Annotated in this window: 24 protein-coding genes; 13 read left to right on the top strand and 11 right to left on the bottom strand. The window is 66.1% G+C overall.

Annotated features, from left to right (window positions below; translation table 11 throughout):
- A complete protein-coding gene (locus NGM06_RS02560) occupies positions 1-231 on the top strand; it encodes a DUF7385 family protein (protein WP_254268795.1) in 231 nt (76 codons plus the stop codon).
- Here the strand turns inward: NGM06_RS02560 and NGM06_RS02565 are convergent.
- The gene (locus NGM06_RS02565) at positions 221-1,411 is read right to left on the bottom strand and encodes a metal-dependent hydrolase family protein (protein WP_254268796.1); all 1,191 of its coding nucleotides are present in this window, start codon (positions 1,409-1,411) and stop codon (positions 221-223) included. The genes NGM06_RS02560 and NGM06_RS02565 overlap by 11 nt on opposite strands.
- A 158-nt stretch (positions 1,412-1,569) precedes the next feature.
- On the opposite strand from NGM06_RS02565, the gene NGM06_RS02570 reads away from it, so the two are divergent.
- Complete coding sequence (locus NGM06_RS02570; RefSeq protein WP_254268797.1) at positions 1,570-2,163, top strand: DUF7978 family protein; 594 nt, start codon at positions 1,570-1,572, stop codon at positions 2,161-2,163.
- 390 nt (positions 2,164-2,553) lie between these two features.
- On the opposite strand, the gene NGM06_RS02575 is transcribed toward NGM06_RS02570, so the two are convergent.
- Together NGM06_RS02575 and NGM06_RS02580 are read right to left on the bottom strand one after the other, a co-directional pair.
- A complete protein-coding gene (locus NGM06_RS02575; protein WP_254268798.1) occupies positions 2,554-3,150 on the bottom strand; it encodes a GNAT family N-acetyltransferase in 597 nt (198 codons plus the stop codon).
- Positions 3,151-3,228: 78 nt separating this feature from the next.
- Positions 3,229-3,966 carry a metal-dependent hydrolase gene (locus NGM06_RS02580; protein WP_254268799.1) on the bottom strand — a complete coding sequence of 246 codons (738 nt, stop codon included), beginning with the start codon at positions 3,964-3,966 and terminating at the stop codon, positions 3,229-3,231.
- A gap of 106 nt (positions 3,967-4,072) precedes the next feature.
- On the opposite strand from NGM06_RS02580, the gene NGM06_RS02585 reads away from it, so the two are divergent.
- From NGM06_RS02585 to NGM06_RS02600, 4 genes are all read left to right on the top strand, one after another.
- Entirely contained in the window at positions 4,073-4,786 is a 714-nt protein-coding gene (locus NGM06_RS02585; protein WP_254268800.1) for a helix-turn-helix domain-containing protein, read from the top strand.
- 250 nt (positions 4,787-5,036) lie between these two features.
- Entirely contained in the window at positions 5,037-5,825 is a 789-nt protein-coding gene (locus NGM06_RS02590) for an Ntn hydrolase family protein (protein WP_254268801.1), read from the top strand.
- On the top strand, positions 5,825-6,571 hold the full coding sequence (locus NGM06_RS02595) for an archaeal proteasome endopeptidase complex subunit alpha (protein WP_254268802.1): 747 nt from the start codon (positions 5,825-5,827) through the stop codon (positions 6,569-6,571). Before NGM06_RS02590 ends, NGM06_RS02595 begins: the two co-directional genes overlap by 1 nt.
- A 68-nt stretch (positions 6,572-6,639) precedes the next feature.
- Positions 6,640-7,593 (top strand): hypothetical protein, encoded by a 954-nt coding sequence (locus tag NGM06_RS02600; protein ID WP_254268803.1) that lies wholly within the window; start codon positions 6,640-6,642, stop codon positions 7,591-7,593.
- 139 nt (positions 7,594-7,732) lie between these two features.
- Here NGM06_RS02600 and NGM06_RS02605 read toward each other — a convergent pair whose 3' ends face one another.
- The 6 genes from NGM06_RS02605 to NGM06_RS02630 form a co-directional block, all read right to left on the bottom strand.
- Positions 7,733-8,053, bottom strand: coding sequence for an antibiotic biosynthesis monooxygenase family protein (locus tag NGM06_RS02605; RefSeq protein ID WP_163520373.1), 321 nt, complete (start codon positions 8,051-8,053; stop codon positions 7,733-7,735).
- Positions 8,054-8,287: 234 nt separating this feature from the next.
- On the bottom strand, positions 8,288-9,328 hold the full coding sequence (locus NGM06_RS02610; RefSeq protein WP_254268804.1) for a DUF7351 domain-containing protein: 1,041 nt from the start codon (positions 9,326-9,328) through the stop codon (positions 8,288-8,290).
- A gap of 277 nt (positions 9,329-9,605) precedes the next feature.
- Positions 9,606-10,943, bottom strand: a complete 1,338-nt coding sequence (gene hmgB / locus NGM06_RS02615; protein WP_254268805.1) for a hydroxymethylglutaryl-CoA synthase — start codon at positions 10,941-10,943, stop codon at positions 9,606-9,608.
- Between the two features lie 102 nt (positions 10,944-11,045).
- Positions 11,046-13,502 (bottom strand): RHS repeat domain-containing protein, encoded by a 2,457-nt coding sequence (locus NGM06_RS02620; RefSeq protein ID WP_254268806.1) that lies wholly within the window; start codon positions 13,500-13,502, stop codon positions 11,046-11,048.
- Between the two features lie 49 nt (positions 13,503-13,551).
- Positions 13,552-14,142: a DUF2150 family protein gene (locus NGM06_RS02625; protein ID WP_163520377.1), complete on the bottom strand. Its 591-nt coding sequence runs from the start codon at positions 14,140-14,142 to the stop codon at positions 13,552-13,554.
- Positions 14,143-14,191: 49 nt separating this feature from the next.
- On the bottom strand, positions 14,192-15,061 hold the full coding sequence (locus tag NGM06_RS02630) for a TatD family hydrolase (protein WP_254268807.1): 870 nt from the start codon (positions 15,059-15,061) through the stop codon (positions 14,192-14,194).
- Between the two features lie 245 nt (positions 15,062-15,306).
- Here NGM06_RS02630 and NGM06_RS02635 point away from each other — a divergent pair, with 245 nt between their 5' ends.
- Positions 15,307-15,774: a DUF8009 family protein gene (locus tag NGM06_RS02635; protein WP_254268808.1), complete on the top strand. Its 468-nt coding sequence runs from the start codon at positions 15,307-15,309 to the stop codon at positions 15,772-15,774.
- Between the two features lie 42 nt (positions 15,775-15,816).
- Here the strand turns inward: NGM06_RS02635 and NGM06_RS02640 are convergent, their stop codons facing one another.
- Positions 15,817-16,314, bottom strand: coding sequence for an NYN domain-containing protein (locus tag NGM06_RS02640; RefSeq protein ID WP_254268809.1), 498 nt, complete (start codon positions 16,312-16,314; stop codon positions 15,817-15,819).
- Between the two features lie 175 nt (positions 16,315-16,489).
- On the opposite strand from NGM06_RS02640, the gene NGM06_RS02645 reads away from it, so the two are divergent.
- The 3 genes from NGM06_RS02645 (at position 16,490) to NGM06_RS02655 (ending at position 20,432) form a co-directional block, all read left to right on the top strand.
- On the top strand, positions 16,490-18,061 hold the full coding sequence (locus tag NGM06_RS02645) for a S8 family serine peptidase (RefSeq protein WP_254268810.1): 1,572 nt from the start codon (positions 16,490-16,492) through the stop codon (positions 18,059-18,061).
- A gap of 131 nt (positions 18,062-18,192) precedes the next feature.
- Complete coding sequence (locus tag NGM06_RS02650; protein ID WP_254268811.1) at positions 18,193-19,923, top strand: cation:proton antiporter; 1,731 nt, start codon at positions 18,193-18,195, stop codon at positions 19,921-19,923.
- 251 nt (positions 19,924-20,174) lie between these two features.
- Positions 20,175-20,432 carry a hypothetical protein gene (locus NGM06_RS02655; RefSeq protein WP_254268812.1) on the top strand — a complete coding sequence of 86 codons (258 nt, stop codon included), beginning with the start codon at positions 20,175-20,177 and terminating at the stop codon, positions 20,430-20,432.
- On the opposite strand, the gene NGM06_RS02660 is transcribed toward NGM06_RS02655, so the two are convergent.
- Positions 20,408-20,872 carry a hypothetical protein gene (locus tag NGM06_RS02660; protein ID WP_254268813.1) on the bottom strand — a complete coding sequence of 155 codons (465 nt, stop codon included), beginning with the start codon at positions 20,870-20,872 and terminating at the stop codon, positions 20,408-20,410. The two genes, NGM06_RS02655 and NGM06_RS02660, sit on opposite strands and share 25 nt — an antisense overlap.
- A gap of 341 nt (positions 20,873-21,213) precedes the next feature.
- Between NGM06_RS02660 and NGM06_RS02665 the strand changes: the two genes are divergently transcribed.
- From NGM06_RS02665 to gcvH, 3 genes are all read left to right on the top strand, one after another.
- Positions 21,214-21,393 (top strand): AbrB/MazE/SpoVT family DNA-binding domain-containing protein, encoded by a 180-nt coding sequence (locus tag NGM06_RS02665; protein WP_254268814.1) that lies wholly within the window; start codon positions 21,214-21,216, stop codon positions 21,391-21,393.
- A gap of 145 nt (positions 21,394-21,538) precedes the next feature.
- The gene (gene gcvT / locus NGM06_RS02670; RefSeq protein ID WP_254268815.1) at positions 21,539-22,636 is read left to right on the top strand and encodes a glycine cleavage system aminomethyltransferase GcvT; all 1,098 of its coding nucleotides are present in this window, start codon (positions 21,539-21,541) and stop codon (positions 22,634-22,636) included.
- On the top strand, positions 22,633-23,016 hold the full coding sequence (gene gcvH / locus NGM06_RS02675; protein ID WP_254268816.1) for a glycine cleavage system protein GcvH: 384 nt from the start codon (positions 22,633-22,635) through the stop codon (positions 23,014-23,016). Before gcvT ends, gcvH begins: the two co-directional genes overlap by 4 nt.
- Positions 23,017-23,020 lie beyond the last annotated feature (4 nt).

A 23,020-nucleotide genomic window follows, 5' to 3' on the forward strand; every position in this document is an offset into this window, starting at 1 on the left:
ATGACCGACGAACGATTCGACGTTCACGACCACCGGCACGCGCTGAAACTCCGCAAGGACACCGGCGACACCCAGTTCTGGGAGAACCGGAAGGGCCTCGACTGCCCGGCCTGCGGCGACGCCTTCTCGGACCTGCTGATTTCCGAGAAACGCAACAACAGGTTCAACTCGCCCGACGGTCGGTTCTGCGTCGTCCGCGAGTCCGACCGGATTCTCCTCTTCACCCACTGAGTTCGCCGACGCCGAACGCGTCGCCCGCGACCACCTCGCCGCCCTTGACGACCGTCCTCGGGTCGCGGACCGCGCCGATGTCTTCGAGCGGGTCGTCGTCCAGCACGAGGAAGTCCGCGAAGGCCCCGGGTTCGAGGACACCGGCGTCTTCCAGTCCGACGACTTCCGCCGCCCTGCCGGTCATGGCGACGAGCGCGTCGTGGGGGTCCATCCCGTACTCCACCATGAACGAGAGTTCGGTGGCGTTCGTGCCGTGGTAGTTGAACGGCGTCCCGGCGTCGGTCCCCCCGACGATATCGACGCCCGCCTCGACGGCGGCCGCGAACGATTCGAGGTGGCGCTCGTACACGTCGTTGGTCTTCTGGAGCGCGTCGTCGGTCGCGTGGTCGGCGTTCCGGACGATGTGGTAGGGGGCCGAGAGGGTCGGCACCAGCACCACGTCCTCGGCCACGAGCAGGTCGATGGTCTCCTCGTCGAGGAACGTCCCGTGTTCGATGGTGTCCACGCCCGCCTCGACGGCGGCGCGCGCGCCCGCCGCGCCGTGGGCGTGGGCCGCGACGTGGACGCCGCGGCGGTGGGCCTCGTCCACCAGCGCCGCCATCTCCTCGTCGGTGAACGCGGCCGAGTCGGGGTCCGTGCCGGGCGTCGTCACGCCGCCGGTCGCCATGACCTTGATGAACTCCGCGCCGCGCTTGACCTGCTCGCGGACCGCTCGCCTGCACTCGGTCGGTCCGTCCACCTCTTGCCCGAGGTGGTGGCCGTGTCCGCCCGTGATGGTGATGGACCGGCAGTTGGCGGTCATGCGGGGACCGGCCACCTCGCCGCGAGCGACGTACTGGGCGAGGACTACGTCGAGGTCGCGCGCCCCCATCGCGCGGACGCCCGTGACGCCGGATTCGAGGGTCTTTCGGGCGTTGCCGACTTCGGTCAGCAGCAGTTCGGCGTCGTTCATCGCCATCACGTCGGCGACGGTGGCCTCGCCCGACAGCGAGAAGTGGACGTGCGCGTCCACCAGTCCCGGTACGACGGTCTTCCCGGAGAGGTCGTAGACAGGTTCGTCGCCTCCGGGGTCGGCGTCGCCCACCGCGTCGACTCGGCCGGACTCGGGGTCGAACCGGAGCGACGCTCCTTCGAAGCGTTCGCCCCTCCCGTCCAGCACGCGGACGTTGCGAAGAATCATTTGTAGGACGTTTCTGTCCCTGTCTCTTGAATCCCGCGAATAGTGATTTCACGTGGCACGCTTCGGTCCGCCCCCGTCACTGGAGTCGCAGTGTCCGGATGGTAACCGCGCCGTGGCAGGGCCACAAGATACTCCCGTCGGCCGTGGGACGCCGCTGTATGTCTACGGCAGAGCGTGCGACTCGGAAGACCGACCGACTCGTCGGGCGCGCCACGCTGGCCCGCGGCGCGACTGCGGGCGTCGGGGCGTGGTTGCTCGGCTATCTGGTCGTCTACGTCTCGAAATCGGCGGCCGTCTCGGAGGCGCTGCAGGGCGTCGGGTTCGTCTCTCGACTGCTCGGCGGCGAGGCCGTTCCGGCGTGGAAGGGCGTGACGTGGCTCTTCCTCAACGCCCACTTCGTCGCCACGCGGTTCCCGACCATCGCGGGCGGAACCCGCACGGCGAACTTCGTGACCCGCGAAGGCGGGTCGGCGCTGACGCTGGCGCTCCCGGTCGTGCTCTTGCTCGCCGCGGGCGTCGTCGCGGCGTACGGTCGTCGCGGCGGACTCGCCGAACGGGCCGCGGCGGGTGCGACCGTCGCGCTCGGTTACCTCCCGCTCTCGGCGGCGGCCGCGTTCGCGACCACTCACGCCATCGGGACCACCGAGGCAGCTATCTCGACCGACCCCGTGACCGCGGTTCTGCTCGCGGGCACGGTCTATCCCCTCGTCCTCGGCGCGGTCGGTGGAACCGCCGTCGGGTTAGCGGATTGAACGCGGCGCTCGAACGACCGCTCCGAGTGGCGTCGGTTCGGCGGACACGGGCGCAGTCGGGTCGTCCGAGTACAGTTCTCGGTTAGTGATTACTTCCGCGACGCTAATCGTCTACTACCCCTCGGAAAGCGGAGCAGGAACACCACCGACCGTCGGTTACGTGGCGCGAGAAGACGAGTAAGGGCGGACAGAGATCTGACGATCGGAATTACTGTGCAAAACGTTCGCATACCACTAAAGGCCGGGCGTGTGACTGGTTCTCTATGCAGAAGTTGTGTAAGTACTGCGGACAGGAACAGCCAATCGTGGAGACGGTCTCGTGGCAACTGAACCTGTGTAGCGAGTGCGGGAACTCGATAGAGAGCCAGTAGCCACGATTCGCGGTCGCGCCTACTCCAACTTCCGGGCCACCATCTCTCCCCAGTGCTCGAAGCCGTGTCGCTCGTAGAACGCCGCGGCGCGGTCGTTCTCGCGGTCCACGTCGAGGACGAGACGGTCGAGCGGCAGGTCTTGGTCGGCCGCGAACTCGACGGCGGCGTCCATCAGGTCGTCCGCGATTTGGGTGCCGCGGTACTCCGGCCTGACGTAAATCTCGTTCAGGACGGCGGCGTCCCATATCATCGCCAGTTGCTGGGGGAGGACGAAGACGTAGCCAGCGAGCGCCGGGGTCTCCGCTTCCGAAGTGCGGTCCTCGTTGGCTTGGTCGGCGTTGCCCTCCTCCGCGTTCGCTCCGTCGGCGGTCGTCCGGTCGGGTTCCACCGCCGCGACGGTCACGCACCGCGGGTCGTGTTTCGTACACCAGAACACCCAGTCGAGGTACCGCTCGCCGTACTCCTCGGTGAGTTTCGCCTCGTACGTCGCCCGCTTGTCGTCGTCGCCCGTGCCCGTTCCGAGACCCAACTCGAACCCTCGCTTGAGGTCCCACAGGTCGCGGGGGTCGCGGTCGGGGTCGTACGCGCGGAGTCGGACGTTCTCGGCGTCGGTCATACCCCGCGGTTGGCGGACGAGGTTGTTAGCAGTTGTGAGTCGAGACCGGGATTCTTCCGCCGGTGGGACCGCTCTGACTCAGTCGCGTCGCTCCATCCACACTCGGAGACCGACCACCGAGTAACCGGTCAGTGCGAGGAGCGCGCGCTCGCCGGTGTAGGCGATGGGAAAGAGGCGCTCGACGGTGCCCGATTCGGACCCCTTCTTCGGGTCGATGCCCGTGCTGTAGTGGGTGTTCTCGGTCGTCCGTACGGGGTCGGAGCTACCGCCTCCGCCACTGCCCGCACTGCCTCCACTGCCGCCGCCGCCAGCACTCGCTTCGCCTCCCGCGCCAGCGGACGTTTCGGGAGCGAACGCCTCGACCAGCGCCTCGAAGTCCACGTTCACGAGCGTCTGGACGAATCCCTCCTCGGTCGAGTAGAACAGTTTCCCCGAGAAGGTGTAGAAGCGGTCGTGGACCGGGTAGAACAGGTTCACGCCGTTGAAGAACGCGTCGAGACCGATGCCCGCGAACGTGACCGCGACGAGACTGACCCACGCGACCCGGACGCCACGTGCGCCCCACCGCGAACGGACGAGCGACTGGTCTCGTCGTCTGAGGTCCGCCCAGAGCAGGACGCCCCCGAACAGTGGTACCAGCAGCGTGTGGAACGCCGCCCGGTGTGCGCCCGGTATCCAGAACCCCAGAAACACGTCGAAGTCCACGAGCGCGGTGGCCGCCATCACGACCGCCACGGCCTTTCCGTCGAACTGTTCCGCGAGCAGGGCCGTCCCGACCAGACCGGCGAGCGCGACGTGGACAACCGTCGAGGGCATTCGTGGGGATAGTGAACGTGGCTCGTTATCAGTGTCCCGGTGCGTTCGTCGCCCGTCGAACCCGGACTTCGACACGTTTTTGCTCCGGAGCGTCGCAGTCGAAGCCATGACCGAAGCCACCGACCCCCGCGAGGACCTCGCCGAGCGAATCGCGGGCGAGATAACGCTCAGCGACGACCCCGGCGCGACCCTCCGGAAGTGGCGGACCGACTTCGGGGTCTCCCAGACCGACCTCGCCGACCAACTCGACGTGTCGTCGTCGGTCGTCAGCGACTACGAGAGCGGTCGCCGGGCGAGTCCGGGCATCGGCGTCGTCGCGCGGGTCGTGACCGGCCTGCTCGACATCGACGAACGCCGCGGCGGCGACCGCATCCGCCAGTACGCCCGTGTCCTGTCGGCCGGGTTCGAGAGCGACATCGTCAACGACCTCCGGGAGTACCCAACCACGGTCGCGCTCGACCGGTTCTACGACGCGGTGGGCGCGACCGAACTCGCGGGCGGCGACCAGCAACACGTCACCGGTCACACCGTCATCGACAGCATTCAGGCCATCACCCGACTCTCCAGCGAGGAGTTCTACCGACTCTACGGCCAGAGTACCAGTCGGGCGCTGATGTTCACCAACGTCACTCGCGGCGAGTCGCCGCTGGTCGCCATGCGCGTGGTGAACCCCACGCCGAACGCGGTGGTCCTCCACGGACTCGACCGCGAGGACCTCTGGGAACACGCGCCGAAGATGGCCCGACTCGACGGGTTCTCGCTGGCCGTGACGAACGAACCGATAGACGACGTGTTGCAGGCGCTCCGGGAACTCCCCTGAACGCCTCCGCTACCGTTCGCTCGCCGTCTTCCGTCCTTCGCCCGCTGTCACCGGTCTTCTCTTCTCCGCACTCGGGGGTCGGCCCGCCGCCGTCGTCTGGACGCTACCGCTGCTCTGACAGACCGCTGTCCGGACGCGACGCTGTTCGGACAGGCCGCCGTCCGACGCCCGTCGGACCTTCGGTTCTCACCCCCGGCTAAAATATATTTTAGCTAACACTTTTCGGTGGAGGGACTCTTATCTCATCTGTATGCCAGACGCCAACCCCCGACCGACGTTCGGTACACCCCACGAATTCGATAGCAGACTGGGATTCGGCAGCGGACGCGAGACCGGTAGCGGACACGGACACGGTTCGTCGACCGACGCCGACCCGGAACTGACCAAGACCGGCACGACGACCGTCGCCGTGGCGGCCGACGACGCGGTGGTCGTGATGGCCGACCGGCGCGCCAGCGTGGGCGGCCGATTCGTCACGAGCAAGGACACGCAGAAAGTCGAGCAGGTCCACCCGACCGCCGCCGTCGCGCTCTCGGGCGCGGTCGGAAGCAGTCAGGACTACACTCGGCGACTTCGGTCCCACGCCGACCAGTACGACGTCCGGCGCGGCGACCCGCCCAGCGTGGACGCCTTCGCCACCTACGCGGGGAACCTCCTCCGTAACGGTCCCTACCGCATGGTCCAGCCGATTCTGGGCGGCGTCGATAGCGAGGGACCGCACGTCTACGACCTCGACGGTGGCGGCGCGGTCCTCGAAGCGCCCTACGCCGCCAAGGGCAGCGGGACCCAGTTCGCGCTCGGTGTCTTGGAACGCGAGTTCCGGCCCGGGTTCGGCGTCGAGGAAGCGACCGACGCCGCGGCCCGCGCCGTGGCGAGCGCCATCGAGCGCGACACTGCGAGCGGAAACGGTGTCACCGTGGCCGAAATCACCGCGGACGGCGCGACCATCGAGACCTACGACGACCCCGCCGCACTGTACGAGGGCGAACGCAACTCCGCCGCGCCGGAGTCGCCGGGCGACGGCGAGGAGGTGGCCTGATGCAGGGCGACCAGCAGGGCTACGACCGCGGAACCAGCATCTTCTCGCCGGACGGTCGGCTCTATCAGGTCGAGTACGCCCGCGAGGCGGTCGAGCGCGGCAGTTCGAGCGTCGGCGTCCGGACCGCCGGAGGCGTCGTTCTCGCCGCCAGACGACGAGTGCGCTCGCCGCTGATGGACGCCGAGAGCGTGGAGAAACTCCATCAGGTGGACGACCACCTCGGCGTCATCTCGGCGGGCAACGCGGCCGACGCCCGCCGACTCGTAGAGTTCGCCCGTCAGACCGTCCAGCGCGACCGCCTGACCTACGACGAACCGATGCCGGTCGAACCGCTCGCCAAGGAAGTCGCCGACCACGTGCAGGAGTACACCCAGTCCGGCGGCGCGCGCCCGTACGGGACTGCCCTGCTCGTCGGGGGCGTCACGGACGGGCGACCCGTGCTCTACGAGACCGACCCCTCGGGGACGCCCTCGGCGTGGGACGCCGCGGCCATCGGCGGCGAGAGCGGCGAGATTCGGGAGTTCCTCGAAGCCGAGTACGCCGCCGACGCGGACCTCGAATCGGGCGTGGACCTCGCACTGGAAGCGCTCGCGGCCCCCGACGACGCGACGTTCTCGCCCGCCGAGGTGGCGGTCGGTACCGTGACGGCGGAGTCGGGGTACCGGACGCTCCCGACCGACGACCGCCGAAACGCGCTCGACGCGCTCGGACTGCTCGACGAGGACGGCGGTCCGCAGGCGTCCTGAGACGCGCTCGCCCCGACACGTCAGACAGATAACCGCACGTTTATTTTACGCCCGGACAGAGTCGAACTATGCGCCGTCGTGCCCTCCTCGCGACCCTCGGAACCGCCCTGTTCGCTGGCTGTGAGTCGAGTCCGAACGACCGCGTCGCCGACCCCGACGCCACGGCGACGGAGACGTACGCCGGGACGACGCTCTCGGACCCGAGACCGACCCCGAAACCGCCGGAGACGGTCTCGCCAGAGTCGGCCGAACGGTTCGTCCGCGACTACGAGCGCGCCACCGTCTACAACCAACTGCTCCCGGGAAATCCCGGAGAGGGCGGGGGCGTCGAGGTAGACCCCGGCGGTTGCGGCGGTGCGAAATCCATCGACGTCGAGGAGCCGACGACTCGCGTCCTGCTAACCGACGACGTCGGCGTCTACGTCGCGTCCGCTATCAGCGGACACGTCGAGTACGCCTGTCCCGAGAGTCGCTCCGCGAGCGGGACCCGGAACCACAACTTCGTCACGCACTACGTCGGCCCGGACCGTCACGTCACGATTCCCTACAACGCCTACCGGTGCGTCGGCCGGGAGGAACCCTACGTCAGCCCCCGAGCCAGCGAGAACGCGACCCTCGACACGGACGACGACGGGCATCGAGAGGAGGCACCGCTGAAGCTTCAGTTGTACAACTTCCACCCCGACGACCCCGCCGTGGCGGTCTGGCTCACCCACGTCGGGAGCGGCGACCGCGTCCTCGCGGAGACGTATCCGACCGACCTCTCGCTGGTGGTCGTCGCCAACCTCGCGGTGCGCACGGGAACGTACCGACTGGTGGCGCGCCTCGCGGACGGAACCAGCGTCACCCGCGAGTTCGACGCGACCGGTCCGTCGGCCCCCGGGTGGAACGGAACGTGCGTCTACGTGACCCCTCAGAAGGACCTCCGGGCGCTCGTCGTCGAACCCGAGGGCGAACTCGGAATTCCGACGTCGAGGTGTCACGAGTCGCTGGCGCGTCTGGACACGACCACCGAGAAGTAATCTGCGTCCGCCGCGTCGCGCTTCCGAACGTCGTCGTGAGTCCTAAATTCGACGGGCAGGTTCCGCGAGGCCGGGTATCGCGAGAAACTTCGCGACACTCCTATTCGTCGTGCAGTTCGCCCACTGCGACCGTGCCCTCCTACGCAGGCGGGTCCGCGTCGTCGCCGAACCCGCTTCCGTACGCTTCGACGACTTCCGTGACGGTGACTTCGTACGCGTCGTACCACTCGGTCCACCGCTGTTTCGCCCGTTCGTGATCAGAATCTGCTCCGAACGATTCGAGCGCGTCCAGCGACTCCCAGTAGTAAACGACGAGGACCTCCTCGCTCTCCGGGGCGTGCCACGTCCGCTTGCCCAGATACCCCTCCGTGTCCTCGGCGGCCGCTTGTATCGCGTCGTTCAACTCGTGGAACTCCGCGTCGTACTCTCCCGGGTCGAGGCGAAACGTAACGAGATACATCAGTACGTTTTCTCTCTATTTCGAGCGTGTATACCTACTGGATTGTACCAAAACCGTTCGAAGGAGGACGAAACCGGTCCTCCTCTCAACCTGTGTTCCGGTACGCTCGACCGTATTTCATATAGCAGTAAGTAGTTTAGGAGGGGTGAGTGCGACGGTCGCTCCGCTCTCGAACTCGCAGATGACAGCGCTCCGTCGTCGGAAATGACAGAACGAAGGAAGCAACGACGGAATTTACGACGCCTGCCGAATCTCCTCGACGTCCCGGCGGCGCGTCCCGGCGACCGAGAGGTCACCGGTGACGAACAGGTCCAACACTTCGTCGTCCAGTTCCGCGCTGACCCGGACGCACCAGGGGTCGTCGGAGACGACGGTCTCGCGCCACTCCTCGCCGACGTTCCAGATGGGTCTGTCGCGAACGTTCAGCGCGTGGTCGTGAAAGAGCGAGACGACGGCGGGGTGTTCGAGGACCGCGAGCGTCACCGGGGCGCGGAGCCGACACCCGCACTGCTGGCAGTCGAGGCGGACCTGCGCTCGGTCGGCCTCGGCGTCGGGCAACTGCTCGGTCACCGACTCCGGCGGGGCGGCCAGCGCGGCGTCCATCGTGGCGGCGCACTCTGGACACACCCCGTCGGACATCACCGAGAGGCGGTGGCGATGGTGGCGGTCGAACGCGTCGAGCAGACGCTCCGGGTCGCGGTCCCGGCGCGCGCTCGGCGGAAACGGCAGCGTCAGGACCGCACGTTCGCAGTCCTCGCAAGCCACCGTGACGTAGTTGGCCTCGCAGACCGCCGCGAGTTCCCCCGACTCACAGAGCGGGCAGGGGTCGCCGGTCGGCACCGGGCCGAACGAGACGCGGTCGGTGTAGGTCCCGGCGCTGATGGCGCGGGCGACCTGCAGTCCGGCGTAGGTCAGCGCGTACTCGTCGTCCTCGGCGTCGAGGAACAGGTCGGTCAACTGTCGGAGGTGGTAGGCGAACCCCGCGGTGGTGTCGGCGGGACTCGCCTCGAACAGTTCCGAGAACGTCATGGTCCGGCCGGAGACGAGTTCGTCGCCTCCGCCGTCCCCACGCTCGGCGGAGTCGTCCACTAACGCACGGAGGACCGACATCCGAACCTCGTTGCCCAGCGCCTCGAACGCGTCGCTGGCCACTGTCGATTCGACTTCGGGTCCCGGCGAGTCCGCGCCGCGCTCGGACTCGGCGATTCGCGGGCCCTCCGACTCGGGGTCGGCACGCGTCGCGCCACCCGCACCTTCCGTGCCAACGTCGCTCATGAAGGAACGTTCAGGGGTCCTCGTTTATAAGGACTCTGACGGCGGCGGTTTCGGCTTCGGGTTCCGAACTGGGTTCCGGAGACCCGCAGTTGCGGTGCAGGTGCGTGGCCGTGCGGGGAGGCCGGTGGCTAGCGCTCGTTCTCTTCATCTGTTCGTCGAAGCGGACACACCGGTCTCGACAACTGGAGCCGATGGGCGGGGCGAGGAACAGAGACTGCGGAAGGTCGGAAATTGGGGGAGAAGTTCGAGAAGAAGCGGAGAGAGACGCTCTAATTCGCTACTCCACGAAGTCGTAGAGGCGCTCGTTCATCCGGCCGCGACCCGTGAACACGAACTCCTCGTCCGGTACCGTGAAGTCCTCCATCTCGATGGTCTTGTCGTGGTTGTGACGGTCGTGGACGTTCTCGTACTCCTCGAACGAGAGGTCGTAGCGACCCTCGATCTGCTCGTCCACGTTGAGCTGTTCGATTTCGTCCTTCCAGCCGTCCCGGACGGTCTCGGCGTGGATTTCGGCCTGTGCGCCGGACCCGTACGACCCGACAAGCAGGCGTTCGCCTGCGAGATCGACTCCGGTCTCGGCCGCACTCTTGAGCGCGGAGGCGCGGGCGATGTGGACCGACCCGGTGTACCAGTTGCCGACCTGTCGCGCGATGGAGAGGGTCGGTTCGATGACCTCGCCGTACCACTCTTGGTACTCGGCGGTCGATTTGAGGTCGTCCATGTGGTTCCGGATGGCCTCCTCGTAGGCCTCCCGGTCCTCGTAGTCCTCCTCGCGCGGTTGGAGACCTATCTCCTCGGCGAGTTCCTCCTCGACGGACGTGTTCCGAATCATGTGGCGGTAGCCCAGCAGGCCCGCCTTCCGGACCATCCCGGGGAACGGCGTGTGGAAGGGAATGTACGCGAAGTCCTCCGGGTGAGAGGCACCCGCGACCGACTCGTAGTCCTCCAGCGCCTCGCGCATCCGCGCGAGATACACCTGCATCGAGCGCTTGCCGTCCACGCTCGGGAACTGCTGGTTCGGCTTGAGGAAGTCGGTCTCGTCGGCGCTACCGTACCCTTGGTCGGTCGAGAGTTCGACCAGACTGGGGTCCTCGGTGATGAGCATCGCGACCGCTCCCGCGCCCTGCGTGGCCTCGCCGGGGTCGCCCCGAGCGTAGAGCGCGGTGTCGGTGGCGACGACCAGCGCGGCCCGGCCGCGGTTCCGACCCGCCTTGATCCAGTTGTAGGCGTCGTCCAGACTCTGGGTCCCCGCGATGCAGGCGAACTTGCGCTCGCCCTTGTTGGCGTGGTGGAAGTCCTCGTCGTAGACTTGTTCGAGGCACCCCGCGATGTACGTCGATACCGGCTTGGAGTTGTCGAACGCCGACTCGGTCGCCACGTCGATGCGGCCGATGTCGTCGGGGGTCAGCCCCTTGCGGTCCATCAGGCGATGGGCGGCGTTCGCGCCCATCGTCACGATGTCCTCGTGGGCGTCCGGGAACGAACTCGCGTGCAGACCGAGTCCCTTGGTGTACTTCTCGGGGTCCTCGCCCTTCTCGGGCGCGAACGTCTCCGCGAGGTCGAGTTTGAGCTTCCCCGTCCAGATTTCGATGGCGTCGATACCGACGGCTGTCATGTCTCGTTCTCCGGTGACCGGCTATATGATTTTGTCGATGCCCGTTTCGACGCGCGTCGAACTGCGGATAGTTCGGATGCGGTCTGGCCGTACGGAGTCGCGTCAGTTGGGGTAACTCGCCGTCGCTTCGTCAGTGCTACCGTCCGGTCTGACCACGACGACTCGACCACGGTCCACTCGATTCGGTTTCTGCTCGGTCGAGACGACCGGGTTCGAGGTCGTGCGGTCGATAGTACCGTCGTTGTCGAAGTCCCAGCGATACTCCGCGACGTCGCCGGTCGAACCGGACGCGTCGAACTCGTAGGTGTCGCCCGAGTTACCCGGTCCTCGCGCGGTCCTCGTTATCTGCAGGTCCGCGCTCGACCCCGGAGAATCGGAACTCCCGTCCGCGACGTCCGTGATGACCTTCCGGTCCACGACGATTCCGTCGTCGTCCTGTACCTGCACGATGATGGTGTACCGGTCGCCTCCGGTACCGCCCGCAGAGTACGACACTGTCTGGGAGCGAGCGGTTCCAGTCTTCTGTCCCGTGGCCCACGCTGCGTCCTCGTTACGGAACAGCACCTCGGTCTCGGTGAACTTCCCGGCGGGGTCGCTCACCTCGTACGTCAGTTCGTAGTTCGCGTTGTCGAACTGGGTCGTGTCGCTCAAGGAGGTGGATTCGAGCGTCGGACTGTCGAACTCGGACAGGTCGGTGTTTCCGCTCGGGTCGGTACCGTCCGCGTCGTCGGTGACCCTTCGGGAATCGACCACGTTTCCGGCCGTGTCGTACACCTCGATAGTGATGTTGTAGGTGTCGCCACCGGTCCCACCGTACGAGTCGGCCCATCCGTAGTCGTCGATGTTCGTCCGCGGGTCCTCGCTCGTGTACGTCTGGTCTGCACCGCTGGAGTCGAGATTGTCGAACGTGACCTCGACGTGGTCGAAGTTCTCGGTGTTACGAATCTCGTAGGAGACCTCGTACCGGGCTTCAGAGCCGGTTTGGCCCTGATCGACGACGGACGAGGAGAGCGAGGGTTCGCCGCCGTCGCCGTCGGGGTTCACGACCCGAACGTCGAGGGGTTCCACGTCGTCACCGCTCGCGGCGTACACGGTCACGGTGTCGTTAGTCGGACGGACGGTGAGCGTCGTCGTGTTCCGCCCGTTTCCGTCTGTCACACCGCTCGTGAGCGAGGTCCATCCGACGCTAGTGTCGTTCACTGCGTAGTCGAGAGTCGCGTTCGAGACGAGGCCGGTTTCCGCAGTTACGGTCGCGGTAAGCGGAATAGTCGTCTTTTCGGTGACTGTCGCCCGACAAGGAGTGTAACTGCAGTCCAGTTCGTCTCCCCAGTCGTCCCAATTCACGTCGTATTCGTCGCTCTCGTCGGTACCACTTTGGTCGATTTGAAGCCTCACGTTCGCCCGTTCCCGGGGTTCCGAGCCGTCGCCGATTTCCACCTCGACGCTCACGGTATCGACGTCAGGGTCCGACGGTGCCTCGTAGACGAACGTCGCCCGACCGTCCGAACCGGTCTCGACTCGTCCGGGCGGCGAGGGAGTCACGGAACCGTCCGAGACGCCCGTGACGTTCACCGTCGTCCCGGAGACCGGATTGTTGAACCGGTCCCGAACCTCCACGACGACTTTCTGCCGCCCGCCCGGAGGGACGCTGGCGTTGTCGCCGCGAACGTCAGTGACGTAGTGCGGTTCGACACCCGTCGCGTCGCTGCCGACGCCCACCTTCGCCAGTTCGAGTTCGTACGTGCCGGGTTCGAGGACGATTCGCACGTCGTCGATACTATCGCTCGGTCCCTCTTCGACCGCCAGCACGCGACGGTCGTCGCCGGGCGAGCGGCTGCGCTCGTCGGCGAGCAGTTGTCGCCAGAGACCGACCGCCCGACCTTCCGGCAGTCGAGTCGGGACGATCACCGAGAGGTTGGCCGTCTCGTTTCTGATCGTCACTGTCCGGGTCGCGGTGCTGACCGCTCGGAGGTCGATCGTCGCGGTTCCGCTGCTCGACTTCGAGAGAGTACCGTTCAGCGCCACGAGCGAAATCTGGTTGCCACGGACGAGTCGCTGGTTCGACAGCGTTCTGTTCGCGTCGGGGAAACGGTTGTAGAGGACACCGTTCCCGTACACCGTCGTCGGGGGATTCTGGTAGACGTGGTACAGCGGGTCGTAGGTCAGCCCCTTGGTCGAGAAGTTTCGACTTTCACCGGTCCAGTAGTCGCCGGTTTCACCGACTGCCGTCGCGTTCTGAATCGTGAAGTTCGCTTCCGGCGTCGTGGCCAGCGTCCCCGACGGAGGGGCGGGGTTGACGAAGAACGCCCGGACGGGGTACTGCGTGCCGAGGGCGACCGACGCCGACCCGCCGCTTCCCGTAGCGGCGGTCCGGAGGAGTTCGTCCCTGAGGTCCTGTAACTGGCTCTGAACCTGCTGATTGTGATTGAACTCCACCTGTTCGTTCTGCTGAGGGACGACCGAGGCCTGATACGTCGAGAGCAGGACGATGAGTACCGCGAACAGCAGCACCGTCCCGATTTGGACCGTGACACCGCGGTCGTCGATTCGCAGTCGCACTACTCGGTTGGTTTCAGGGTGGACAGATAAAAATAGCGCCTGCGCGGTCCTACTCGTCTTCCTCGTCTTCCTCTTCGACGACTTCGGGGTCGCTCATGGCGCTCTGGAGGCTGTCGAGACCGTTGACCCACTCGGTGACGAGTCCGTATTCGAGTTCCTCGGTGACCGACATGTCGAGTTCCTCGCCGTCGATGATGCGCGTCCCGGCCGCCGCGACCAGTCCGAGCGCGGAGTCGAGGTCCTCGCCCTCCTCGGCGCGGCCCGCCTCCACGACGTACTCCTCGACGGTGCCCTCGTCGGCGGGACCGTCGGCGACGTACTGCTCGGCCGCGTAGAAGACGCAGACGAGACTGGTCTGGACGCCGTCGATGAGCATCGCTTTCTCGTCGCTCTCGAACTCCACTTCGTCGAGGACGACCTCGCGGATGTCCGTGAGTTCGTCGAGCGCCTCCTCTTCGTCGATGTCGCCGTCGTCGTACGCGATGACTATCTTCGCGACGGCGATAGCCACGTCGTCTTGGAGGTTGAGGAGAAGACGTGCGGAGTCCTCGTCCTCGGGGTCGATTTCCTCCTCCCGAATTCGGTCGAGCCAGTTCTGCCAGCGTTCGTCGGAGTAGAATTCCTCCGGAGGCGCGCTCATATCTTTTCCGAGTGTTGCGCGCTTCATATGCCTTTCTGCTTTGGCCGCGCTAACTGTCGAACGTTTCTTGAGTGTTAACGCCGTACACCCGCTTCGGCGTTTCGACGTGGACGTTTCGGACGGCGTCGTCGTACCCTTCCTCCTGCATCCACCTGACCCGTCTGGGGACGGTCCGGGGTCCCATGACCGTGCCGGGCCGGTCGGGGTCGTCCACGAAGTCGGTCTCCATCAGGAACGGGTCGCCGCGCTCGACGGCGACTTCGAGGCGGTCCTTCTCGCTCATCACGCTCGGTGTCGGTCCCGCGAGTTCCCCACCCGCGTAGTGCTTGACGACTCGCTCGGGGTCGAGTCCGGCGTCCTCGGCCCACCGCGCGATGTCCGTCAGGTCGTCGCTGGCCTCGGTGTGGAGTTGGACCGCGCAGTCGTTGTCCGCGCCCAGCCCCAGTCCGTGTCGGAGGACTTCGTTCGAGGCCTCTCGGACCGCGTCGGTCGTGTCGTAGTGCGGGCGACCGGTCTTGAGCGCGAGCGCCTCGCCCGGTTCGACGCGCTCGCCGTCCGCGACGTACTCCGCCGCGAGGTCCAGTCCGGCCCGCATCAGGTCGCGGGCCTCCTCGGGCGCGTAGCCCCGGTCGTCCACCAGTTTCGATATCAGGCCGGGGTGGACCCCGAGTACGGGCCACGCCCGGCCGTCCAACACCTCGTTCGCCCGCGAGACCACGTCGAGGGTCGTCTCGAAGACCGGCCGGAACTCCTCGCCGGTCTCGGGTTCGACGCCGAGCAGCCACGAGGGTTTGTTGACCACGAGCAGGTGGGTGCCGCCGCTCCGGGCGAAGTCCTTCACGGCCTCGATTCCCCGGCCGTGGTCGGGGTCCAGATGCAGGTGATTGTCGAGTACCGGCGTTCCGAGGTCCTCGCTCATGGTCGTTGCTTCGCGCGAGAGCGAAAAAACGTCGGCGGTTCGCCGCCGGTCGGCGGTCGCTGGCGGACCGCGCGAGTCGTGCGGTCGCGGAACCGGCAAGCACGTCGATTCTGCGTCCCGCCTCGCGCTGCGCGTCCGCGTACTCCGCCCGTGCGGGAGACAAAACGAAATGGAATCGGTGAACGATGTCGAGAGAGCGTTCGACCGGCGCGGGCTTGAAGGTCGCTCGGACCCGAGGCTCCGCCATGCCGGAGGACGACCCGCGGACCGTCCGGTCGCTCGCCGTCGCGGTCGGCGACGTCGTGGCGGCCTACGAGGCGCGACGGCGGAGCGAACGCAGACCGGTTCTCAGAGTGACGCCGCCGTTCTCGGGCCGGATGCGCGCGCGACTCCACGACCCCGGACCTGCCGTACAGTCGGCGACCGAGGACGACGACCGGGATACCGAGACGGGGGCGCTCCACGTCCCGCCAGCGCGGTTCCTCACCGAGGAGGTTGTCCCGCAGTATCCGACGCCCGACGACACGGAGGACGCGCTCCGTTCGGACCCCGACGCCGAGTTCTCCGTCGAGCGTCACCGCGAGCGCCACGTCGAGGCGGTCGAAGCGTGGCGTACGGCCGTCGGCGAGGCCATCGTGTCGTCGCTGGAACTCCGACTCGGGGAGGGGAGTCACGGCGTGGCGGTCAAGACGCTCGGCGATTCGTCCGTGTAGTCGTACGTTCGTCCGAGAGCCGTCCGGTCGCCGAGCGGTGGGTCACTCCGTCTCCGTTCCGTTCTCCGTCTCCGCCGCGCTCCCCGTCTCCGTCCCGCTCTCTTCCACCACGAATGCCTCGTGGGCCGCGTTCCGGAGCGCGTCCGACCGGCCGTGTTCGCCCGGCGCGATGGCGACGGTCCGGACGCCGTTCCGCGCGGCTTTCTCCAACACGGGCTTGAAATCGGTGTCTCGCGAGGCGACCGCCAGTACGTCCAGTCCGTCGGTCAGCGCGAACTCCGTCGCGTCCACGGCGAGTTTCACGTCCACGTCTCCGCTGGTGATAGTGACCTCGAAGCCCCGGGCCTCGGCGGCCTGAATCAGCGCGGGAGTGGCGTGTTCGTCGAGGTAGAGCCGCGTCACCGAGAGTTGGCCGAGGTTCTCGGCCACAGAGCGTACGTCGTCTAAGTCCACGTCGAACTCCTCGCGCAGCACGTTGGGACCGTCCACGAACAGCGCGACGGTCGTCTCCCCGTCGAGGAGCGAGCGCAACGGTTGCATGTCCTGCCGTAGCGGCCGTTCCGGTTTAGCCGTGCCGGTCCGGAGCGCATTCTGAAAGTTCCACGGTTCCAAACGGTTCAATAGTTTGTGATTCAGGTTACTATAACGATATTACAATTTATTACAGGTCGAAATGAAGATTTAAATAATACCTCCACATGGGGTAGAATGTAGCATGTCAGACGACAGCACGCAGCGATTCAATCGCCGTACGTTTCTCAAGGCCACCGGCGCGGCCGGTGCAGCCGCCGCAGTGAGCGGTGTCACAGCAGCGACCCCCGGGCGCGAACCCGGTCCCAAGAAGGACGAGATTCTCGTCGGCGTCTCCGCAGGAAACGGTGACGTCGAAGCGGCAGTCACCACGCACGTTCCCGGCAACGCGGAGGTCGTTCACACGAACGACAACCTCCGGTACGCCGCGGTGAAGTTCCCCAGTCAGGTCCCCGACAAGGCCAAACAGAACTTCATCGACGCCATCACGAAGAAAGACGGCATCAAGTACGCCGAGCGGAACAAGACTCACAAGGCGCTCGCTACGCCGAACGACCCGCGGTTCGGCGACCAGTACGCGCCCCAGCAGGTCGAGTCTCCCGCCGCGTGGGACGAGGTCAGCGGCTTCGGAGACTCCGGCGTCACCATCGCCGTCGTGGACACGGGTGCCCAGTACAACCACCCCGACCTCGACGCGAACTACGAGTCCAACCCCGGGAAGGACTTCGTGGACGACGACTCGGACCCGTATCCGCCGGACCCGTCGAGCGAACAACACGCCACGCACGTCTCCGGCTGTGCCGCCGCGGTCGTCGACGACGGCACGGGCGTCGCCGGACAGGGTAACTCCTCGCTCATCAACGGTCGGGCGCTCGGACCGAACGGCGGTTCGACGGCCGACATCGCGGACGCCGTGGAGTGGGCGACCGACCAAGGCGCGGACATCATCAACATGTCCCTCGGTGGCGGCGGCTACACCTCCACGATGAAGAACGCCGTCCAGTACGCGGTCAGCAACGGCGCGCTCCCCATCTGTGCGGCCGGTAACAACGGCTCCAGTTCCGTCTCCTACCCCGCGGCTTACAGCGAGTGTATGGCCATCTCTGCGGTGAACTCCAACGAGAACCTCGCTTCCTTCTCCCAGTACGGCGACGTGGACCTCGCCGCGCCCGGCGTGGACGTCCTCTCGACGATTCCGACCGACAGCTACGCGAAGTTCAGCGGGACCTCGATGGCGACCCCCGTCACGTCCGGCGTCGCCGGTCTGACCCTCGCCAAGTGGGACCTCGACACCGCCGGACTCCGCAATCACCTCAAGGCCACCGCGAAGGACATCGGTCTCTCCTCGGACAAGCAGGGCGCGGGTCAGGTCAACGCCTACAACGCGGTCACGACCCAGCCCGGCGACGGTGGCGGTGGCGGCGGTGGCGGCGGTGACTCCTCGACCACCACGCAGTCCGGTTCGCTCAGCAGTTCCTCGGACTACGACGACTACTCCTACGCGTGGCAGTACAGCGGTCCGAGCCAAGTCGTCGTGGAACTCTCCGGCCCGTCGGACGCCGACTTCGACCTCTACGTCAACACCGGCACCACGGCGGCGCCGACCCCCAGCAGTTACGACTACCGCTCGTACACCACGAACAGTCAGGAGTCCATCACCATCGACAACCCGGACGACTCGACGGACATGCAGATCGACGTCGATTCCTACAGCGGCTCCGGCAGCTACGACCTGACCATCACCGAGAAGCAGTAACTCGGCGAACCACCGCGACTCCGTTCTTTTTCGCGCGACGTGCCGACAGACATCCGACCCCGCTCGCGGTCGAGTGCTCGCAGTACGATTCGGTAATTGGGCTTTTACGTTTTGCAGAGGTAGCCACCGGCATGGTTGCCGAAACCGGAATCGCGGCCGAACTCATCGACCTGCTCTCGGTGTTCGTCATCGCGGCGGGCGTCGGCGTCTTCGTCGCCAAAATCGGCCGGTTTCCATACACGATAGCGCTCCTGCTCGCGGGACTCGCAGTGTCGGTTCTGGGTATCACCATCGACATCGAACTCTCCCACGACCTCATCCTGCTCGTGTTCCTCCCGCCGCTACTGTTCGAGGGCGCGGCGACTACCGACCTCGAACACTTCCGGGAGAACCTCTCGCACGTCCTCGTCCTCGCCGTCGTGGGGTTGATAACCGCGATTCTCCTCCTCGGGGTGGTCGGCCACTTCGCCTTCGGCTTCCCCCTGCTGGTCTCGTTGCTGTTCGCTGCGATGATTCTGCCGACCGACCCCGTGTCGGTGCTGGCGCTGTTCGAGGAACTGGGCGCGCCCGAGCGCCTGTCGGTGCTGGTCGAGGGCGAGAGCCTCGTCAACGACGGCGTGGGGGTCGTCATCTTCTCGACGCTGTTCGCGCTGGTGCTCGACTCCACCGCGGCCGGGACCGACCTCGCTGACCTCGTCACCGCCAACACCATCGCGGCCGCCTCGACTGACATCGCGGTCGCCAGTCTCGGCGGTGCGGTCGTCGGACTGGTCGCCGGACTCGCGGTGTATCAGGTCATGTACCGCCTCGACGAACACACGACCGAAATCGTGCTGACGCTGGTACTTGCCTACGGGAGCTTCCTCCTCGCCGAACACACCCTCAGCGGCGTCATCGGCGACTACTACTTCAGCGGCGTCATCGCCACGGTCACGGCCGGACTCCTCATCGGGAACCGGGGCGCCGAGTACGCGATGAGCGCCCAGACCAAGATTTCGGTGTTCAACACGTGGGACACCGCGGCCTTCCTCGTCAACACGCTCATCTTCCTGCTCATCGGCGCGAAGACGCCCATCAACCAGATGCTCGCGCACGGCCGACTCATCCTGCTCGCCATCCCGCTGGTCCTGCTCGCGCGTGCGGCGGTGGTCTACCCCATCACGAACCTCGTCAATCGGTTCGTGCCGAATTCGGTTCCGCTGGATTATCAGCACATCATGGTCTGGGGCGGGCTTCACGCCTCGATTCCCATCGCGCTGGTGCTCGGCCTTCCGCCGGACTTCCCGTTCCGGGAGCGACTCCGGGCGATGGTGTTCGGTGTCGCCGCGTTCAGCCTCGTCGTGCAGGGACTCACGATGGGCCGCGTGATGAACGCGCTCGACATCGTGACTCGCTCGGAGACCGAGGAACTGTACGAACTGCTCGTGGGACGCGCCCGCGCGGTGGACGCGGCGCTCGAATCGGCCGAGCGCCTCCACGACGCGGGCGACCTCTCGGAGTCTGTCTACGAGGACTTCCGCGGAGAGTACGAGCGCGAGAAGCGCGACCTGAACGAGACCATCTCCGAACTCCTCGAAGACAATCCGGAACTCCGTCGGGAGGAACTGCTCATCGGCGAGCGGCAGGTGCTCAAACGGGAGAAGAGCGCCCTGATGGACGCGATGCGAACAGGCACGGTCAGCGACGACGTGGGTCGCCGCCTGATGGAAGAGGTTGACCTCAAACTCGACCGCGTGCAGTCTGGCGAGAGTACCGTCAGCGACCGCCCGGAAGAGGAACGCTACGAGGAGTTCTGGCGCTCGCGCGCCGCGGAGTTGGGTCTGGAGACGCGACTCGAAGCGCGGGAAGCTAGCGACGACTGACCGCGTGACTCCGTCCGGGGCGTCCGTTCCGTGAGTTCTCCGACTCGTCGGACCGCGGGCCGACGGCGCCGTGGAGCGGTTTTCCTCCGCAGTTGGAGCAACGGCTAACTCCTCCCAGCGGTCACCCCGAGAGCGACTGCCTTCGCTTCGGCGTTCGACACCAGAGCGAATCTGCGCACGAACGTTCAAATACGATACCGCACCAGTTCGCCCCGACCGGCGCGCAGAACGCACCTGCCGGTCCGATAGCTATGACGCACTGCCACAACTGCGGTCACACCGGTACGTTCGTACTGCTCGTCCAATGCGCGCTCGCAGTTCGCGGTCCCGACGTGGACCGCGACGCCGCGTCTCTCGCGGACTGTCGTCCGGACCGCGCCGGACGCGTGACGCTCCCGTCGTCGCGTGACTGCTCGCTGGCGGTTCAGTGTCCGGCCTGCGACAGCACCGACGTTGGCGTCGCGGCCAGCGACCTGCTGGTGTGCTACGGACCGACCACTACGTCGTAGCGGTCCTCGACCGCCTCGTCGTCTTCGCCCGCCGCGACCGATTCGTCGCCGCCGTCAGTCCAGACGACCAGTCGCGCGTCCGCGCGCCGCGCGGCAGTGGCGAGGCGTCGTTCGAGCAGGTCGGCGATGCCGTCACCCCACCACGAGCGAATCTGTCCGCGCTCGCAGAGCCACACCGCTCGTGGGTCGCGTTCGGCGGCTAACTCCGCCGCACGGTCGGCGGCCGTTCCGGCGTTCCGTCCGTCGTACCGCCGAACCGTCCGTCCGCTCGTGGCTTCGGCGGTTACGTATAGCGGTGCCGACCTCCCGGAAGGACCGACCGACGCGACGACGCCCGGTTCGACCGTCACGGTCTCGGGCGGGCGCGGCGGTGGGTCGGTGCCCCGGACGAGTGCGGTCTGCGCGCCACTTTTGTCCAGCTCTGATCGCAGTTGTTCCATCTCGGATGTAGACATTATAGACTATTTAGTCGAAAATACGCGACAATCATAAGTATGTCGATGTATGTAGGGTGAGAACGAGCGCCGCACCATCTCTCCCGACTCGTCGTAGTTCGCGGAGAGAATCGAGACGGACGATTTAGCGCGTTGGGAGCAGCGAATTCGGAACAATGCGTCACCGATATCGGAGTAGAAAATCGCTCGGTTTCAAAGTCACTTCTGGAAAAATCATCATCAGTGCAGTCAACTCATCAAAAAACAATCACCTGTTCCACCATTTAGCCGATATAGTCGAAATAGCTAAGAGTCCAGAACAACACCGATACCAAAGACGGCCGTAGATGAGTTCAGACGAAACCGAGGAGAAGATACTCGGCACGACGACAGTGACCCAGCGATGGCGTATCAGTCTGATAAAGGCAGTCCGCGAGGAGTTCGCGGAAGACGGTCTCGACGTCGAAGAGGGCGACCGCCTCGTCTACAAACTCCGTGACGGTCAGATCATCATCGAACCGGCGTGAAGTCTCGACATCGCCGATTCGAGCGTTCGCCCACACCATCTGACTGTTCGACGGACGCGCTTCGACGCTCGCTAACTCGGACGCGAGTACCTGTCGAGCGGCCGGAAGACAAAGCATTACGTGCCGGGCGTCCAACCGTCCTACCATGACCCTTCGGAAGCCGCCACTGCGCGAGGTTCACGCCGGCGAAGGAGCGACGTTCACCGAGTTCGGCGGATGGGACATGCCCGTGGAGTTCGACTCCATCAAGGTCGAACACGCCGCGGTCCGCGAGGCGGCGGGCATCTTCGACGTGTCCCACATGGGGCAAATCGAGGTGGCAGGGCCGGACGCCGAGGAACTCATGCAGCGACTCACCTCGAACGACGTGACCCAACTCGGCCACGGCGACTCCCACTACTCGATGATAACCGACGAGGAGGGCACGATTCTGGACGACACCGTGGTCTACCGACTCCCCGACGACCGCGACGCGACGTTCCTCTTCGTCCCCAACGCGGGCCACGACGAACAGATGTACCGGCGGTGGACCGACTACCGCGACCAGTGGGGGTTAGACGCCAGCGTCGAGAACGTCACCGACGAGTACGCGATGTACGCGGTACAGGGTCCGGACGCCCCGGACCTCGTGGCGGACGCAACCGACGACGACGTGACCGACCTCTCGAAGTTCGAGGGCGCGTACGCGTCGTTCGCGGGTGCCGACTGCTGGACCGCTCGAACCGGCTACACCGGCGAGGACGGCTTCGAGGTTATCGTTCCCGCGGACGCGGCCGAAGCGGTCTGGGAACTGTTCGACTGCCAGTCCTGCGGTCTCGGTGCCCGAGACACCCTCCGGATGGAGATGGGGTTCCTGCTGTCGGGGCAGGACTTCGACGCGGAGAGCAACCCCCGAACGCCGTACGAGGCGGGCGTCGGGTGGACGGTGAAACTCGACAGCGAGTTCGTCGGCCGAGACGCGCTCGAACGCGCCGACGAGGAGGGGACCGACGAGAAATTCGTCGGCATCAAACTCGTGGACCGGGGTGTCCCGCGCCACGGTTACGACGTGACAGACACCGACGGCCACATCGTCGGCGAGGTGACCAGCGGCACGATGAGTCCGACGCTGGACGAACCCATCGCGCTGGGCTACGTTCCGACCGAGTACGCCGACGTCGGGACGAACGTCCGCGTGATGGTCCGCGGCCAGCCGAAAAAAGCAAAGATTGCGAACACGCCATTTCTGAGTGACCAACAATGAGTTTCGAAGTCCCTGACGACCGGACGTACAGTAGCGAACACGAGTGGGTCGAGACGACCGACGGCACGGCCAGAGTCGGCATCACCGACTTCGCGCAGGACGAACTCGGCGACGTGGTGTTCGTCGAACTCCCCGACGAGGGCGAGGACCTCACCGCGGGCGAGGAGTTCGGCGTGGTGGAGTCCATCAAGGCGGTCTCGGACCTCTACGCGCCCGTCAACGGCACCGTCACGGCGGTCAACGACGCGCTCGCGGACCAACCCGAACTCGTCAACGACGACCCCTTCGGCGAGGGCTGGATGCTCGAAGTCGAACTCGCCGAGGAGAGCGGTCTTGACGAACTGCTCTCCGCCGAGGAGTACCGGGAACAGATAGAGTAACGCC

This window comes from Halorussus aquaticus (assembly GCF_024218795.1).
GTDB classification, from domain to species: domain Archaea; phylum Halobacteriota; class Halobacteria; order Halobacteriales; family Haladaptataceae; genus Halorussus; species Halorussus aquaticus.